The following is a 16,069-nucleotide window of genomic DNA, read 5'->3' as shown; positions in this document are numbered from 1 at the left end:
CGGTATTGGGGATCCGCCATTGGGTCAAGTCCTCGCGCTCGACCTGCTCGGCATCCGGAATACTGGCGTAGGGCGGCAGCCCAACGCGGTCGATGACCTCTTTCAGCAAGAGCGCGACCTCGGCCCCGACCCCCTCGGCAAAGGCCCGCGGAACCTCGCTGAGATCCAAGGTGCGCACCGCGCGGCGCAGGGGCTGCAGCGTCTCCCGACCCGACTGCTCGGGGTCCTTGCCAATCAGATAGACGCGGTCCAGGTTCAGGATCAGGCTGGCAATGGTCGCCCTCGGGCTGGAGGTATCAGGTGGACGCAGCGGGTTGATCGCGGGCTCGATCGCAGCCGGCAGCCGAGCACCGAGTTCTTCGGCGAGCAGTAGCGGCCCCGTCAGCGGCAGCCACAAGCAGAGCGCAAGGAGCAGCCCACCGGTGAGCCTCCAGGCAAGCCCGCGGATGCGTCTAGGGTGAAGGGAGCACGGACGCGGGCAGGTCTTGGCCCGAGGAAAGCGCTGATCGAATCGGGCCAGGTTCACTCAAGACTCCTATCGTCTCCGCTGAATCAAGGCCGCATTCTATCCCGATTCAGCCGGCGCCGACGGCGGCGTCGACAGGCTCGCAGAGCGCCCAAACCAGCGCTGCAGCCGCCCATGCGCGCTCTCGTGCATCGACAACAGCGACGGAATGACCAGCAGTACCAGCAAGGTTGCGAAGCCGAGGCCAAACGCAAGCGAGGTCGCCATCGGGATCAAGAACTGCGCCTGATAAGAGGTCTCGAACAACAACGGCATGAGGCCGGCAATGGTGGTCAGCGAGGTCAGCAACACCGCGCGCAGACGCTGGCAGGCGGCCTCGATCAACGCCTCCTGGATCGACAGTCCCTCGCCACGTAGCTGCTTGTAGAAGCTGACCAGGATGATCGAGTCGTTGACGACGATGCCGGACAGACCAAACATCCCGAACAGCGATAGGATGGTGAGATCGATGCCCATTGCCCAGTGCCCGAGGATGGCGCCGGTGAGGCCGAACGGGATCACCGCCATCACCACCAGCGGCCAGCCATAGGACGAGAACACCCAGGCCAGGATCAGATAGATCAGGATCAGACCCAGTATCAGCCCCTTGCGCATATCCGTCAGGGTATCGCGCTGGTCAGCCGAGCGCCCCTCGAAGGAGTAATTGACGCCGAAGTCGCTCTGTAGCTGAGCTAGGGTGCCCTCTTCAAGGCCAGCGGTGACCTCACCGGCGGTGGTCACATTGGTATCGACATCGGCGGTGACCTCGACCGCAAGCTTGCCATCGGCGTGACGCAAGACCTCGAAGCCTTGCCGCGAGCGCCACTGCGCCACCGCGGTCAGCGGCACGGAATCGCCATCCGGCGTGCGCACGTTGAGCCGATAGAGACTGGCCAAGGTGCCGCGCTCGGCCGCCGGCAGCGTGACCCGCACCTCGACCTCATCCGCGCCATCCTGGAAGATCTGCACCAACTGGCCATCGAAGGCGGTGCGCAGCTGGCGGCCAAGATCAGCGACGGTCAGCCCCAGAGCCTCGCCGACCGGCGTCAGCGCATAGATGAGCTGCTCGCGTCCATAGGCCATGTCGTCATCGACCTCGAGCACACCATCGATTCCAGCAATCGTCTCCGAGAGCGCCAAGGCTGCCGCCTTCAGCTCATCCGCCGAGGCCCCGGTCAGGCGGATGGTGAGATCCCGCCCAGGCGGACCGACCCGCCGCGCCGTGATGTTGAGCGATTCGAGTCCCGCGGGCATCTGGATACGCTCGCGCCAGGCCCGGATCAGCTGGTGATTGCGCACGCTGCGCGAGTCCGGCTCGACCAGCTCGATCTGCAGCGAGCCGAGCTGGTCCGCGGTGGCGCCGCCACCGGGCCCACTGCCGCTCTTGGAGCCGTGATAAGCCAACACGACGTTGATCAGCTCGCCTTGCTCAAACGCCTGCTCGGTTTGGTACAGCGTCTCCTCCAAGTGGAGCAGGAACTGATCGACGCGGGCGCGCGGCGTGCCGGCGGCAAAGGACACATTGGCATTGATGATCTGCGACTCGGGCGTCGGGAAGAAGACGAAGCCAAGCCGACCGCCCGCCAACAAACCAATCGCCAGCATCAGCATCGCCATCGCCGCGGCCACGGTCGCGAAGCGGTTGCGCACAGCCAAGATGACGAAGGGACGGAAGGCACGATCGCGGAACCACTCGAAGCCGCGGTCAAGTCGGGCGCGGATCGAGTTCGGCTTGATCTTATGCGTGTGCACGAAGGCGTTGCGCAGGTGGCCCGGCAGCACCAGGAAGCTCTCGACCAGCGACGCCAGGATCACGCAGATGATCACGATCGGGATGGCACCCAGGATGTTACCAATGCGGCCACCAACGATGATCAGTGGCAGAAACGCGGCGATGGTGGTCAGCGATGAGGCGATGACCGGTGCCAGCATGCGCCGCGCCCCACCCTCGGCCGCGAGCAGCGGATCTTCGCCCATCTGATAATGCGCCATCGCATCCTCACCGACGACGATGGCATCGTCGACGATGATGCCGAGTGCCATGATCAGCGCGAACAGGCTGATCATGTTGATGCTGCCGCCGATCAGGTAGAGGATGAACAGCGTCGCGGCAAAGGAGACCGGAATCCCCCAGGCGACCCAGAAGGCGACGCGGCCGGTGAGGAACAGATAGAGGATGGCGACCACCAGCAGCAGGCCGCCAAGACCGTTGGTCACCAACAACATGATGCGGTCGCGCACCAACTCCCAGGAGGAGTCGTAGACACTGATCTCAACCCCGGGCGGCAGCGTTGGCCGGGTGTCATCGAGCCATTCCCGGAAGGCACGCGCAGCCTCTAGGGTGTCACCGCGATCGCTACGCTGCAGTACGATCTCGACCGCCGGCTCGCCATCGACCGACACCAACACCGAGCGGTCTTGGGCGACGCGCTCGATCTTGGCCACATCGCCCAGCTCGACGCGCAGCTGCTGGTCGGCCCGAATCGGGATCTGCTCAAAGCCAAGCGCCTCGCGCCGCTTATCCAGACTGCGCAGCTCGCGCGAGCCCTCATCGAGTCCGATCGAACCGGCTGGCAGATCCAGACTGAAGTCACCCACCCGGCGGCCAATCTCCTGCAGGCCGACGCCGAGCTGCTCGAGTTGGTCATTATCGACCTGGATGCGGATCTCTTCCTGTGGCAGGCCTTTGATCTCGACCTGATCGAGCCCACGCTCAAGCAGTTCAGTCTCGAAGCGGCGCGCCAGCTTGCGCATCTCGCCGGCGTCCTGGAGCCCGGTGACCAGCAGCCGCGCGACCTGCTCGTAGCGGCTGGCGAGCGCCACCTGGGGCTTCTCGGCGTCCTGCGGGAAGTTGCGGAACTCATCCACCGCGCGCCGCACCTCGTCCAGCGCCAGCAGCGGATCAACCCCTTCTTTGAACTCGAGGGTGATCGCCGAGACACCTTGACTTGAGGTCGAGGTCATCTTGTCGAGGTCATCGACCGTGCGCAGCCGCTGCTCAAGCGGATTGGTGATGCCGTCTTCGATATCCTCGGCGCTGGCGCCAGACCAGACCACACGCACGCTGACGATATCCAGCTCGAAGGTCGGGAAGAACTGCACGTTGAGCCGATCCAGCGCGAAGGCGCCGGCCAGCAGCATGATCACCATCAACAGGTTCGCCGCAACCTTATGATGGGCAAAGATGCCGATGATGTCGGTGCGATGTCGGCTGGCGCTGTCCCGGCTGGTGCCGTCTGGGCTGGCGTCGCCATCCGGACGTTGGGTGTCTGGTCTTTTGGTATCCAGGCTTGCGGTATCCATGCGTAATGGCCGTTAGTTAGAGCTGTCGGGAGCGTCCGACCTGGCTTCGGCGACATCCGGCTCCGGTTTCAATCCCGCTGTCGGCTCACGACTGCCATCCGGCGGCTCAGCGCCGACGATCGCAACCCGCAGTCCCTCGATCGCGTTCGGCATGTGCGTGGTCACCAGGGCATCGCCGGCAGCCAGCTGATCAGACCTGACCAAGAGCCGCTCTTCGCCATCGGCACTGATGCGGGTACCGAGACTCTCGATGTCGATGCCGCGCATGCGGCCATCCTCGACCAGATAGATGCGATCGCCGCCGTAGACGGCCCGAAACGGCACCTCGACCACCGCCTCGCGCATCGGGCGTTCGAGCGAGACGGTCAGCAGCTGCCCTAAACGCAACAGAGTCGGATCGCCGTCGAGCTTGAATAGCGCATCAACGCCACTCGGATCGGCCTCTCCGGCCAGGCGATCGAAGCGCAGTTGCAAGGACTCGCCACCGATGGTGGCGCTCGCCGACAGCGACAGATCCTGCTTCACAGCCTCAATCAGCTCGTCCTGATAGGGCGCCGGGATGCGCGCCCGAATCTCCAGACTCTCGGTGGCGTAGAGGCGCACCAAGGCCTCACCCTTGGTCACCTGGTCCCCCTCGGTCACCTCGACACCGGTGACGATGCCGGCGTAGGGGGCTTTCAAGGTGGCGCGCTCAAACTCGAGCCGAAGCTCCGCCAGCCGCGCCTTGGCGCTGGCCCGGCGCGCCTCGAGACCACGCAAGCGGCTCGGATGATCGGCGATGCTCATCTCGCGATTGGTCACCGTCAGCTGCTGTTGCGCCTCGGTGCGCTTGGCATCGTCCAAGGCTTGCTCGGCGCCAACCCGTTGCGTCTTCAGGCGCTGCTGGCGCTCAACCGCGTCCTGCGCAAGCTCGAGCAGTTGCTGCTCTTGCTCCAGCGCCAACCGATCGGTTTCGAAGCGATTCTTCTCGCTGGCGATCTGCGCCTCCAGATCAGCGACCTCGGCCTCAACCTGGGCAATGCGCGGCTCGAAGTCGCGCTCGTCCAGGCGCAACAGCACATCGCCTTCAGCGACGACGTCGCCGTCTTGGACTAGCACCTCGGTCACCCAGGCCGAGGCCGGCGCGGTGGCGCGAAGCAGATCCGGGGTCTCGACTCGACCATAGAGTTCAAGCTGCGGCGCCGCGGTTAAGAGCTCGACCGGCTCAACGGCAACCCGCCACACGCGCTCTTGGATCGACGGTGATGCCTTCTCTGGCTTGGTGGCGACCAGCAAGCGAAACGCGCCAAAGCCGACGGCAAGGATGAGAACGGGAAGGATAACTTTTAGAAGACGGCTCACTCAGGATGCTCTGTACAGACGAAAGGCGGCGCAACCATCAGCAATCCGCCAGACGGCGCTCGCTCCGGGCGGCCGCTTGTCGCCGGGAGACGCTGGAGACTCATTTCTTACCTCGTGCTTACCTCGTGTGCCTTCCTTAGTGTCGTGGCGCAGACCCAGGATGACAACGACGAAGCTCAGTGAAACCCCGATCACAGCGTCTCACGACGACATCGCGGCCTCGTCACGGCCTCATCCAGATCTCTACTGGGTTCAGCCGCCAGCGCTTCGACAGCGATCCCTCAGCAGAATTCAGGGCTTCGCCAAGCCGCCCAGCCAGTGCAACGGGGACGGCGTCCGCGGCGAGTGACTCGCACGCTCAACCGGCACGCTGCGCTAGCAGCAGCGCACGCACTGGGGCCGGATGGCCCTCGATGGTCAGGCTTGGGTCATTGGGGTCGAGGAAGTCCGCTAGGGACTGAAAGCGCATCCAGGGCGTTGCACGCTGCTCTTCTATGCTGGTGCGGGACAGACCCACCAACTGCAGATCTCGATAGCCCGCAGCCCTGATCCAATCGCCGAGGACCGCGACGCTTGGAATCGCATGCACATTGCGCATGCGCGCATAGCGTCCAGCGGGTATCAGCGTTTCAGCCGGTGCGGGTCCACAGCCGGGCTGCCTTCGTTCCAAGGCTTGTTTTTCGGCATCCTTATCGAGCAGACGCTCACACTCTGGAGGCTCACAGACGATCGATTCGTCGCTTGGACGATCGACCACGAGTGTTTCGAGGACGAGTTCGCCACCCGGTCGAAGACAGTCCCGCAACCGGGCCAGATGTTGGATCGGATCGCGGCGGTGATAGAGCACCCCCATCGAGAACAGGGTATCGAACTGACTACCGGCAGCGGCGCAGAGCCCCGGCAAATCATCATCGGCGAGCGGAAACACCGCTAGGCGTTCGGCGCCGATCAGCTGTTCGAGCGCCAAGAATTGCATCACGAAACGCAAGGTGGGGTCGATGCCGAGCACCCAGTCAGCACCAGCGCCGAGCGCACGAAAGCCGTAATAGCCATTGCCACAGCCCACGTCGAGCACCCGGCGCCCCGGCAGTGGCGCGATGGCATCGGCCAGACGCGCCCATTTCCAATCCGAGCGCCACTCAGCGTCGATCGCGATCCCGTGCAGACAAAACGGCCCCTTGCGCCAGGGGTGCAGCTGCTCGAGAACCTGGCGCAGTTGAGCACTCACCGCGGGCGACAGGGGTTGCTCGGCAGCAACCCCGACACAGGGCTGATCGAGCACCCGGCTGGAGTCGCAAGGGTCGGGCAGGCAGAGAGCCGAGAGGCGCTCTAAGGTCTCGACCCAGTCGCCGAGATCACCATGCCGGGCAGGCTGTAACCGCTCCAAGGTCAGCTGGCGCAAGGGATTCACCCAGTCCGCTAGCGCTGACGCGCGTAGCACATCGAGGAACGGCTCGAATCGCTGCAGCAAGACGCGCTCGACTGAGCCAAGCCCTTCCGGTCGGCGCGGTTGGCCTCCGCTCGCCGCCATCAGCGCGCAATCCAGCCAACGAAGTTGAGACACTGAAAGAACGACTCAATGCGCTCGAAGCCAGCCTCACGTAGCCGGGCATCGTGCTCCGCCACAGTATCCGGAATCAGCACTTGCTCCAGCGCAGAGCGCTTGCGTGCAATCTCGAGCTGGCTGTAGCCCTGCGCGGCCTTGAAGTCGGCATGCACTTGAGCAAGCAGCCCATCGTCGTCGGCGACCGCCACCTTCTCAGCCAGGATCAGTGCCCCGCCAGGACGCAGGCCGGCGCGGATGCGACGCAGCAGCGGCAAGCGTTGCGCGGGCTCGATGAACTGGAGCGTCAGGTTCATCACCACCAAGCTCGCATCAACGATCCTGAGGTCGAGCAGATCCGCACAGATCGGTTGCAGCCGGCGCTGCTGGATCTCCGTCTCGAGCCGCAGGCGCAGCTCGTCGAGCATCGCCGGCGCCCGATCGATGGCATAGACCCGGATGTCATCGCCCCCTGGGCCTGCGGGCAGGCGCGCTAGGAGGCTCGCGCTAGTGGCTCCGAGCGAGCAGCCCAGATCATAGATACAGGCGCCCGGCTGTGCCAGGTGCGCACCGATCAGCCCGATCAGGCGCACCAGTTCGGCCCAGCCAGGAACCGAACGCGCGATCATGTCAGAGAACACGCTCGCGACACGCTCGTCAAAGACAAAATCGCCGAGCGGCGCATCAGCGCCGGCGTACACTTGATCACAGTGGGGATGAGGCATGAATAACCATTCAATCGTCAGAGGCGCAGAATTCAACCGTCACCAGCGCAGATGTCACCGCCAAAGCAAGTACGAACAGACGGCCACAACAGTGCGCTGTTAGGATATCGAGCCGCAAAAAATAGACCAGCAAACACCGGGGAACCAAAGATGACCGATACCAGCGCACAACCGATCGTAGAAGACGACGAGACCGATATCGAGTCCGTCGACACCGATGCGCCCATCGTCAACCCGGAGCCCGATCTCGACGACCCGGCACTGTACCTGAACCGCGAGCTGACCTGGCTTGCGTTCAACCGACGCGTGCTACACGAAGCGGATGATCCGCGCACACCGCTGCTGGAGCGGGTGAAGTTCCTGGCCATCGTCAGCAACAACCTCGATGAGTTCTTCATGAAGCGCATCGGCGGCCTGAAGCAGCAGATTGCCGCTGGCGTGCACAGCCAAACCGTCGACGGCCGCACCCCCACACAACAGCTCGACGAATGCCGCGCCGAGATCGCCGCGATCCAGGCCGATCAGGAGCGCATCTATGGCGAGGTGATGGCGGCGCTCGGGGAGCAGGATATCCAGCTGGTAGAGATTCATTCGCTCACGGCCGAGGTCCGCGAACGCCTGCGCGGGCATTTTCGCACCAACATCTTCCCGATGATCACGCCGCTGGCGATGGACCCCGCGCATCCGTTTCCGTTCATCTCCAACCTGGCGCTCAATCTCCTGGTGCGGCTACGCTTCCCGGGCGGCAGCGATAGCTATATGGCGCGCATCAAGGTTCCGGTGAGCAAGGATGTCTCCAAGCGGCTGATCCAGGTCGACGGACTCGATAATACCTTCGTCACCCTCGATGACCTCATCGTCCACAACCTCGACATGCTCTTCCCGGGCATGGAGATCGTCAGCTGCGAGCTGTTCCGGGTCACGCGCAACGCCATCGTCGAGCCGGAGGAGGAAGCCGCCTCAGACCTGCTCGAGATGATCGAGACCGAGCTGCGCGAGCGCCACTTCGCGCCCATCGTTCGGTTGGAGGTGCAAGCTGGGATGGACCCCGTCCATCGCGGCATGCTCGCCGCTGAGCTGGGCCTGAACGAGGCCGATGACGTCTATGAGGTCGGCGGGCTCATGGGCCGTCGCGACCTGTTCGAGCTGGCCAGCCTGGACATCCCTGAGCTCCACGACAAGCCGCATCGCTCCGGCGATCATCCGGTGCTCGGCAACGATCGGCGCAACATCTTCCATATCATCCGCGAGAACGGCCCACTGCTACTGCAGCATCCCTACGAATCCTTTTCGACCACCGTCGAGCGTTTTCTGACCACCGCCGCCAAGGACCCGAAGGTGTTGGCGATCAAGATGACCCTGTACCGGACCTCGGGTGGGGCCATCCTGGATGCGCTGATCAAGGCCGCGCGCAACGGCAAGCAGGTCGCGGTGATGGTTGAGCTCAAGGCACGCTTCGATGAAGCCGCCAACATCGGCTGGGCGCGCCGGCTTGAGGGCGAGGGCATCCATGTCACCTATGGCGTGCTCGGCCTCAAGACCCACTGCAAGCTGATCTTCGTGGTGCGACGCGACTACTCGCAGCTGCGTCGCTACTACCATATCGGCACCGGCAACTATCACGGCGGCACCGCCAAGCTCTATACCGACCTCGGCATGTTTGGCTGCGACGAAGACATCGGCCAAGACCTGACCGAGCTTTTTAATTACCTCACCGGCTATTCCCCACCGCCGAGCTATCGCAAGATCCTGGCCGCGCCCTACACGCTCAAGCGCGGCATCCTGGAGAAGATCGACCGCGAGATCGCCGTCCACCAGCGCGAGCGTGGCGGGGGTCTGATCCAGATGAAGATGAACGCGCTCGAAGACCCGGACATCGCCCGCGCCCTCTACAAGGCGAGCCGGGCCGGGGTCAAGGTCGACCTGATCGTGCGTGACACCTGCCGCTTCCGACCGGGAATACCCGGACTCAGTGAGAACGCGCGGGTGGTCAGCATCGTCGGCCGTTTCCTTGAGCACGGCCGCATCCTCTACTTCCGCAACGGTGGCGACGAGGAGTACTTCATCGGTTCAGCGGACATGATGCGACGTAATCTCGAGAGTCGCGTTGAGGTGCATGCGCCGGTCGAGGACCCGGAGTTGCGCCAAGAGCTGCGCTTGATCCTCGACGTGCAATTCGCCGATCAGCGCTCGGCCTGGGACATGCAGCCCGATGGCAGCTATGTCCAGCGCCAGCCTGAGGACGAGCATGCCAAGGGCGCGCAGGATACCCTGATGGGGGTAGCCGAGAAGCGCCTCTCAGCAGCGGCCAAGCATAAGGAGAAGAACCTACGCTCGCGGCTGCTGAGCCATTTCGAGCATCGGCTGGCAACGACCTCTTAGCCGATGAGGGGCTAAATCCCCGCGAGCGCGGGGGAACCAAGGAAGCCAAGCTGATTCACGATTTTCCAGGGGACCTAGCCGGCAATCGTCTCCATCCGCCCGGCGAGCGCGAAATCCAGCTCGGTGATGCCGCCGGCGTCATGGGTGCTGAGATCAACGCGAACCGTCTTGTAGACGTTCAGCCACTCTGGATGGTGGTCCATCGACTCGGCTGCGAGCGCAGCCCGAGCCATGAATCCGAAGGCTTCGCTGAAGTCGCGGAACTGGAAGCTCTTGTGGAGCTTGCCGTCTTTGACCGTCCATGGCGCGCCGGCCGAGGCATTGAGCGATTGCAAGGAGCTTGCAATCGCAGCGTCGTCGAGCTTAGTTCGATGCATGGTTCGATGCATGGTCTCAGGCGGCGACCTTGTCCTTTTCTTCGAGCTTTCGGATCAGCGGGTAGAGATGCTCGGTCTCGCGCTGGATGCGATCAAGCACTAAGGCGAACATCTGTTCGGTCTCATTCAAGAACTCGCTGTAATCCCGGATCTGCAGCCGACGATGGGGCTCCGAGCACCAATCCTTCAGATACTTGTTGAAGATGCGCTTGATCTCGGTCGAGCCGGAGAGAAAGCGGTTCGCCGTGTTCTTAACTGACTGATCGGGATACGAGATCAAGCGACCACAGAGTTCGCGATCAACCAGCTCAATGTGCTCGCGCACCTTGCCGGTGTACTCGAAGAAGACGTCGCAAGCCGTCTCGGTATCGCACATCTCCCGACTTTGGATCAGATAGAGAAAGACGTTCGAGAGTTCAGTGATCTTATGGTTTTGCGCGTGGAGTTGGGAAAAAGCGGTCATTTTGCAGTTATCCTCCTAAAGCGATAGGTTCCCCAATGGGGCAAAGAGTAGCTTGGCTGTTTTTTACTGATTACAACTAGCACAGTGACCTCAAAGGCACAAGAAAGCGTCCGGCATGCGGACATCCATGCCAAGCTGTATCCGAACCTCGCCAGCAGCGGCGACGCGTTCGGGCGAGGCGAGCCGCGATCAAGACTCGATCATGGTATCCAACCGGCCGCCGGGAAGCACCATTGGTAGCACATCTTCAGACTTGTCAATCCAAACGTCCACTAGGACCGGCCCGGATAACGCCAATGCCTGATCGAGCACGGCGCGCAGTTCCTGTGGATCTTTGACCCGCAGGGTCTCGAGCCGCGGATAGACGGACTTGAGCCCGAGCAGATTCGGCAACTGGCGCCGACAGGTCTGATCGACCTTGGTGCAGTGCGGATCACAGTCCTCGCGACGCGCCAGGCAGGTCTCGTAATGGTGACCCGCATCCATCATGTCTTCCCACTGACGTACCATGCCGAGGAAGCTGTTGTTGAGCACAAACATCTTCAGCGGGATGGCGTTCGCGACCACAGTCGCTAGTTCCTGGATATTCATCTGGAAACTGCCGTCACCGTCAATCAGAACGACCGGCAAATCCGGGGCCGCGTACCAGGCACCGATGGCGGCCGGCAGCCCAAAACCCATGGTGCCGAGCCCACCGGAGCTGATCCACTGGCGCGGACGCTGGAAGCGATAATACTGCGCCGACCACATCTGATGTTGGCCGACCCCGGTCACCAGCGTGGCGTTACCAGCGGTCAACTCGGAGAGCGTATCGACCACCGCTTGCGGCTTGATGTAATCGCCGCTGCCAAAAGGTAACGGCAACTGCCGCCGCCAGTCGGCCACCTGCGCCAGCCAATGCGGATGCCGAGCATGGCGGGTGCTGGCGAGTGCATGATCGAGGAACGCGTTCAAGGAGGCGATCAGGTGTAGATCAGTCTTGACGACCTTGTCGATCTCAGAGGGATCGATATCGACATGCGCGATGCGCTTGCCCAGCGCGAAATCCTTGACCGCAACCCGATCATCGAAGCGCCCGCCCAAGGTCAGGATCAGATCGGCATCGCGCAGCGCATAGTTGGCCGGCACACTGCCATGCATCCCAGGCATGCCAAGATAATACGGCGCATCGAAGGGCACTGCGCCCAAGGCGTTGAAGGTGGTGGTGACCGGCACCTCGAAGCGCTCGGCCAGGCGACAGAGGGCTGCCGCAGCGCCAGCGTGGATGATGCCGCCACCGGCCTTGATCACCGGTCGCTCGGCGCTGCACAGCGCATCCAAGATGGCGTCGGCGCGCTCAGTCTCGAAGGGCACCTCTGGCCGGTGCCGACGCCGCGCCGGGCGCGCCTTCATGCACTGGCTCAATTGCACATCTTTACAGATGTCGACCACGACCGGACCGGGCCGACCTTGCTGGGCCAACGCAAAGGCCTCACGCAGCACCCACTCGAGATCGCCGACGTCACGCACCAGATAGTTATGCTTGGAGATCGGCCGGGTAAAGCCAACCGTATCGACCTCTTGGAAGGCGTCGCTCCCAATCGCATGGCTCGGCACCTGGCCGGTGATGAACACCGTCGGCACCGAATCCTTGTACGCATCGGCAATCGGCGTCGCCAGATTGGTCGAGCCGGGCCCAGAGGTGGCGAGTGCAACCCCAACGCGACCGCTGGCGCGGGCATAACCTTCAGCGGCATGGCCAGCACCGCCCTCTTGCCGACACAGCACAAAACGCGGCACGGGCTCGCCCCGGCGCATGCGCTTATTCAGCTCAACGTGCAGCGGGATCACCGCGCCACCGGTATGCCCGAAGATAACGTCGACACCGAGATCCCGAAGGACATCGAAGAGCAAGGCGGCGCCAGTTGGATGAAGGCGGACGGGAGTGTTCATCGGGGACGGATCTATCGAAGAGCGGACCATGAATGATAACCGCGCAAGCGCTTTTGGTGTTGATCCGAGCCAATCAAAACAATCGCTCAGCTCACCGCCGCGACCGCTTCGCGCGCAATTTGCAGCTCCTCATTGGTCGGGATCACCCAGACCTGGATGGGACTCTCCGCGCACGAAACAGCCCGCTCAGACTGAGAGGCGGCCGTATTCGCCGCCGCATCGATGCGGATGCCGAGATTGTCGAGACCTGCGCAGGCCCGCGCGCGTAGCTCTGCTGAGTTCTCGCCGATGCCGCCGGTGAAGACCAAGGCATCGGTGCGACCGAGCTCAGCGAGATAGGCGCCGATGTATTTCTTCAGCCGATGCGCGGTGACGCCAAGCGCAAGCTCTGCAGCCTCGTCACCGGCCTCGGCCCGGCGCTGAATCTCGCGCAGATCATTGTCACCACAGAGGCCGAGCAGGCCACTTTGGCGGTTCAGAAGTCCTTCCAGCGTGGCGTTGTCAAGCCCCAGATGCTTACTCAGGTAGAAGGGCACGGCCGGATCGATATCACCGCTGCGGGTCCCCATGACCAGGCCTTCGAGGGGGGTCATGCCCATCGAGGTATCGATGCTGCTGCCTTCCCGGATCGCGGTAGCGCTAGCGCCGTTGCCAAGATGCAGCGTGATCAGATTGCAGTGCTCGAACGGCTTGTCCAGCAGCTCCGCAGCCCGCCGGCCGACGTAATGATGCGAGGTGCCATGAAAACCGTAGCGCCGAACCCCGTGCTCGCGATAGAGATAGTCTGGAATCGCATAACGGTAAGCGGTACGCGGCATGGTTTGGTGAAAAGCGGTATCGAAGACGGCGACCTGCGGAATCGTTGGGAACAATTCACGCGCCACCAGGATGCCATCGAGGTTGGCTGGATTGTGCAGCGGCGCCAACGGAATGACTTGGCGGATTACCTCGATGATGTCGTCATCGACCAACGTCGGCGCATGGAAGGCCTCGCCACCGTGCACCACCCGATGGCCGACCGCCAGCAACTCCGAGGTATCGGCAAGCGCCCCAGTCTGCGCCAAGGCCTCGGCAATGCGCTGCAGTCCCTGCTGATGATCCGGTATTGCGGCACGGTCCTCAAGACTCTTCTGAGTCCCTTCCGCATCGGCCCAACGGCACCGCATCAGGGCCTCGGGCTCACCGATCCGAGTCACCGAGCCCGAGGCAAGTACCGTCCAATCATCGTTTCGGAACAGCTGAAACTTGATCGATGAGCTGCCCGAGTTCAGCACCAAAACCTTCATGATGTCTCCTCGATTGACTGCGCCTGGATCGCGGTGATGGCGACCGTGTTGACGATATCCGTGACGCTACAACCGCGGCTGAGGTCATTGACCGGCTTGTTCAGCCCCTGCAGGACCGGACCGATCGCGACAGCGCCAGAGCTCCGCTGCACCGCCTTGTAGGTATTGTTACCGGTATTGAGGTCCGGGAAGATAAAGACCGTGGCCTGTCCGGCAACCTCGCTATCCGGCATCTTCGAGCGCGCAACACTGGCATCGACCGCGGCATCGTACTGGATGGGTCCCTCGAGCTTGAGATCAGGGCGACGTTTACGCGCAATCGCAACCGCCTCACGGACCTTCTCAACATCAGCGCCCTTGCCAGAGGAGCCGGTCGAATACGATAGCATCGCAATCCGAGGCTCGACCCCAAATGCGGCAGCGGTGCCGGCTGAGGTAATCGCGATATCGGCGAGTTGCTCAGCGTCTGGGTTTGGGTTCACGGCGCAGTCGCCGTAGACCAAGACGCGGTCCGGCATGCACATGAAGAAGACACTCGAGACCAATTTGGTGTCCGGCTTGGTGCGAATGGTCTCGAAGGATGGGCGAATGGTATGCTGGGTGGTATGCAAGGCACCCGAAACCATGCCATCGGCATCGCCGGTATAGACCATCAAGGTGCCAAAGTAGCTCACATCCTCGAGCGCATCGAATGCACCCTGCTCCGAGATACCCTTGTGCGCCCGCAGCTCATGGTAGACAGCCGCATACTCAGCGCGCTTTGGTGAGTTGATGGGGTCGATGATCTGAATGCTTTCGAGCTGCAGGCCCATCTCGCCGATTCGACGCCGAATCTTCTCCGGACTTCCCAGCAGGATCAGTTCGGCGACGCCGCGCAGCATCAGGATCTCAGCGGCACGCAGGACGCGCTCGTCTTGCCCTTCGGGCAGCACGATGCGCTTGCGCTGCGACTTGGCGCGCTGGATCAGCTCGTACTCGAACATCAGCGGGGTAATCCGTGCTGACTGATGCAAGGCGATGCTTTCTTGCAAACCTTTGATGTCGACGGAACTCTCGAACACACCAAGGGCAGCGGCGATCTTCCGGTCATCACCAGGCAAGATCACTGACTCAACCTTATTCACCGCCAATGCGGTCTGGAAGGTATCGCGTTGGGTGCAGAGCACCGCCACCTTGCTGCGTCGCAGGCCAAATAGGAGACGCTGAACATTCTCGGCCGGCTTCAAGCCCCCAGTGAGCAACAGCCCCGCGACACGCGGAAAGGAGTCGGCGACATCGGCCGCCAGACTGGCGAGGATGATGTCGCTGCGATCGCCAGCGGTGATGATCAGGCAGCCGTCCTCGACATAGTTGAGAAAGTCTGGCACTTCCATTGCCGCAACCTTGTAATTGCTCACCATCTGATTGAGGGCATCGGCCTCACCGCAGAGCAGCTCGGTCTGCAGCATCTTATGGATCTCGCCGATGGTGGGCTTACCGAGTGCCTCGGTCTCGGGCAACACATGCAGGGTTTCGGTCTGCGGGAGCACCGCGCGTGCCCGCCGTTTGACCACATCGACATAGTCTGGATTGACCCCATTGACGACCGTTGCCAACAGATCACCACCGCGGTCGATCATTGACTCGTGCGCCATGTGCACAGCATGCAGCGCTTCCTCAGAGCTGCGCTGGAAACCCTTGACCACAACCACAATGCTGCAGCCGAAGTTGTTGGCCAGATCGGCGTTGAAGTCGAATTCCAGTGAGGGCACGAGACCGTCGTAGTCGGTGCCAGCGCAGAGAATGAGGTCACACTGCTCATCGAGCAGCATGAACTTATTCAGAATGAGTTTCAGCAGCTCGTCATAGTGCCCGGCCGCCGCCAGCTCGCTGGCCATCTGCGAGGTGCAGCCATAGAGCATCTCGGCCGGAAACGGCAGATCGTAACGCTCACGGATCAGGGAGGTCAGATTGTCCTGTTCAACCGACCCGCTCACCACCGGCCGAAAGAAGCCAACACGCCGATTCACGGCGGAGAGCATCTCCATGAACCCAAGCACGACGACCGATTTTCCGCTGCCCGAACCGGCGCCAGCGATATAGATACTCTGCATAAAACGGATTTCCTAAGGGCTGAGCACCAACGGTGCTCAGCCAAGTCAAGTTTTGATCATGATGCCGCAAGGTCCAACAGGAGAGGTTACGGTGCCTTGACGGTAACCAGAGAACGCGC

At 62.5% G+C, this 16,069-nt stretch carries 10 protein-coding genes and 1 pseudogene; 1 reads left to right on the top strand and 10 read right to left on the bottom strand.

Annotated elements, in window-relative coordinates; translation table 11 throughout:
* From CCR96_RS08275 to cmoA, 5 genes and pseudogenes are all read right to left on the bottom strand, one after another.
* Positions 1-526 (bottom strand): annotated as a pseudogene (locus tag CCR96_RS08275) (hypothetical protein); the annotation flags it as partial.
* A 39-nt stretch (positions 527-565) separates the two neighbouring features.
* The gene (locus tag CCR96_RS08270; RefSeq protein ID WP_201219655.1) at positions 566-3,808 is read right to left on the bottom strand and encodes an efflux RND transporter permease subunit; all 3,243 of its coding nucleotides are present in this window, start codon (positions 3,806-3,808) and stop codon (positions 566-568) included.
* Between the two features lie 12 nt (positions 3,809-3,820).
* On the bottom strand, positions 3,821-5,149 hold the full coding sequence (locus tag CCR96_RS08265) for an efflux RND transporter periplasmic adaptor subunit (RefSeq protein ID WP_201219654.1): 1,329 nt from the start codon (positions 5,147-5,149) through the stop codon (positions 3,821-3,823).
* Positions 5,150-5,507: 358 nt separating this feature from the next.
* Positions 5,508-6,680 (bottom strand): tRNA 5-methoxyuridine(34)/uridine 5-oxyacetic acid(34) synthase CmoB, encoded by a 1,173-nt coding sequence (gene cmoB, locus CCR96_RS08260; protein WP_201219653.1) that lies wholly within the window; start codon positions 6,678-6,680, stop codon positions 5,508-5,510.
* Positions 6,680-7,417, bottom strand: coding sequence for a carboxy-S-adenosyl-L-methionine synthase CmoA (gene cmoA / locus CCR96_RS08255; protein WP_201219652.1), 738 nt, complete (start codon positions 7,415-7,417; stop codon positions 6,680-6,682). The genes cmoB and cmoA overlap by 1 nt, the downstream gene beginning before the upstream one ends.
* A gap of 150 nt (positions 7,418-7,567) precedes the next feature.
* On the opposite strand from cmoA, the gene ppk1 reads away from it, so the two are divergent.
* Positions 7,568-9,799, top strand: coding sequence for a polyphosphate kinase 1 (gene ppk1, locus CCR96_RS08250; protein WP_201219651.1), 2,232 nt, complete (start codon positions 7,568-7,570; stop codon positions 9,797-9,799).
* A gap of 74 nt (positions 9,800-9,873) precedes the next feature.
* On the opposite strand, the gene CCR96_RS08245 is transcribed toward ppk1, so the two are convergent.
* The 5 genes from CCR96_RS08245 to pta all read right to left on the bottom strand — a co-directional run bounded on the left by CCR96_RS08245 (position 9,874) and on the right by pta (position 15,950).
* On the bottom strand, positions 9,874-10,176 hold the full coding sequence (locus CCR96_RS08245; RefSeq protein WP_201219650.1) for a 4a-hydroxytetrahydrobiopterin dehydratase: 303 nt from the start codon (positions 10,174-10,176) through the stop codon (positions 9,874-9,876).
* A 16-nt stretch (positions 10,177-10,192) separates the two neighbouring features.
* A complete protein-coding gene (locus CCR96_RS08240) occupies positions 10,193-10,639 on the bottom strand; it encodes a hypothetical protein (protein WP_200236298.1) in 447 nt (148 codons plus the stop codon).
* 189 nt (positions 10,640-10,828) lie between these two features.
* Complete coding sequence (gene ilvB, locus CCR96_RS08235) at positions 10,829-12,571, bottom strand: biosynthetic-type acetolactate synthase large subunit (protein ID WP_201219649.1); 1,743 nt, start codon at positions 12,569-12,571, stop codon at positions 10,829-10,831.
* 86 nt (positions 12,572-12,657) lie between these two features.
* On the bottom strand, positions 12,658-13,857 hold the full coding sequence (locus tag CCR96_RS08230) for an acetate/propionate family kinase (RefSeq protein ID WP_201219648.1): 1,200 nt from the start codon (positions 13,855-13,857) through the stop codon (positions 12,658-12,660).
* The gene (gene pta / locus CCR96_RS08225) at positions 13,854-15,950 is read right to left on the bottom strand and encodes a phosphate acetyltransferase (RefSeq protein WP_201219647.1); all 2,097 of its coding nucleotides are present in this window, start codon (positions 15,948-15,950) and stop codon (positions 13,854-13,856) included. Before pta ends, CCR96_RS08230 begins: the two co-directional genes overlap by 4 nt.
* Positions 15,951-16,069: the final 119 nt, after the last annotated feature.

It is taken from the genome of Halochromatium roseum (assembly GCF_016653315.1).
Classification (GTDB): Bacteria; Pseudomonadota; Gammaproteobacteria; order Chromatiales; family Chromatiaceae; genus Lamprobacter; species Lamprobacter roseus.
This window is presented reverse-complemented; position numbering and strand designations above follow the sequence as displayed.

Excerpts from the sequence above, each read along its gene's own strand:
- CCR96_RS08270 (WP_201219655.1), bottom strand. The coding sequence starts at position 3,808 with ATGGATACCGCAAGCCTGGATACCAAAAGACCAGACACCCAACGTCCG.
- cmoB (WP_201219653.1), bottom strand. The coding sequence starts at position 6,680 with ATGGCGGCGAGCGGAGGCCAACCGCGCCGACCGGAAGGGCTTGGCTCA.
- cmoA (WP_201219652.1), bottom strand. The coding sequence starts at position 7,417 with ATGCCTCATCCCCACTGTGATCAAGTGTACGCCGGCGCTGATGCGCCG.
- ppk1 (WP_201219651.1), top strand. The coding sequence starts at position 7,568 with ATGACCGATACCAGCGCACAACCGATCGTAGAAGACGACGAGACCGAT.
- CCR96_RS08245 (WP_201219650.1), bottom strand. The coding sequence starts at position 10,176 with ATGCATCGAACTAAGCTCGACGACGCTGCGATTGCAAGCTCCTTGCAA.
- CCR96_RS08240 (WP_200236298.1), bottom strand. The coding sequence starts at position 10,639 with ATGACCGCTTTTTCCCAACTCCACGCGCAAAACCATAAGATCACTGAA.
- ilvB (WP_201219649.1), bottom strand. The coding sequence starts at position 12,571 with ATGAACACTCCCGTCCGCCTTCATCCAACTGGCGCCGCCTTGCTCTTC.
- CCR96_RS08230 (WP_201219648.1), bottom strand. The coding sequence starts at position 13,857 with ATGAAGGTTTTGGTGCTGAACTCGGGCAGCTCATCGATCAAGTTTCAG.
- pta (WP_201219647.1), bottom strand. The coding sequence starts at position 15,950 with ATGCAGAGTATCTATATCGCTGGCGCCGGTTCGGGCAGCGGAAAATCG.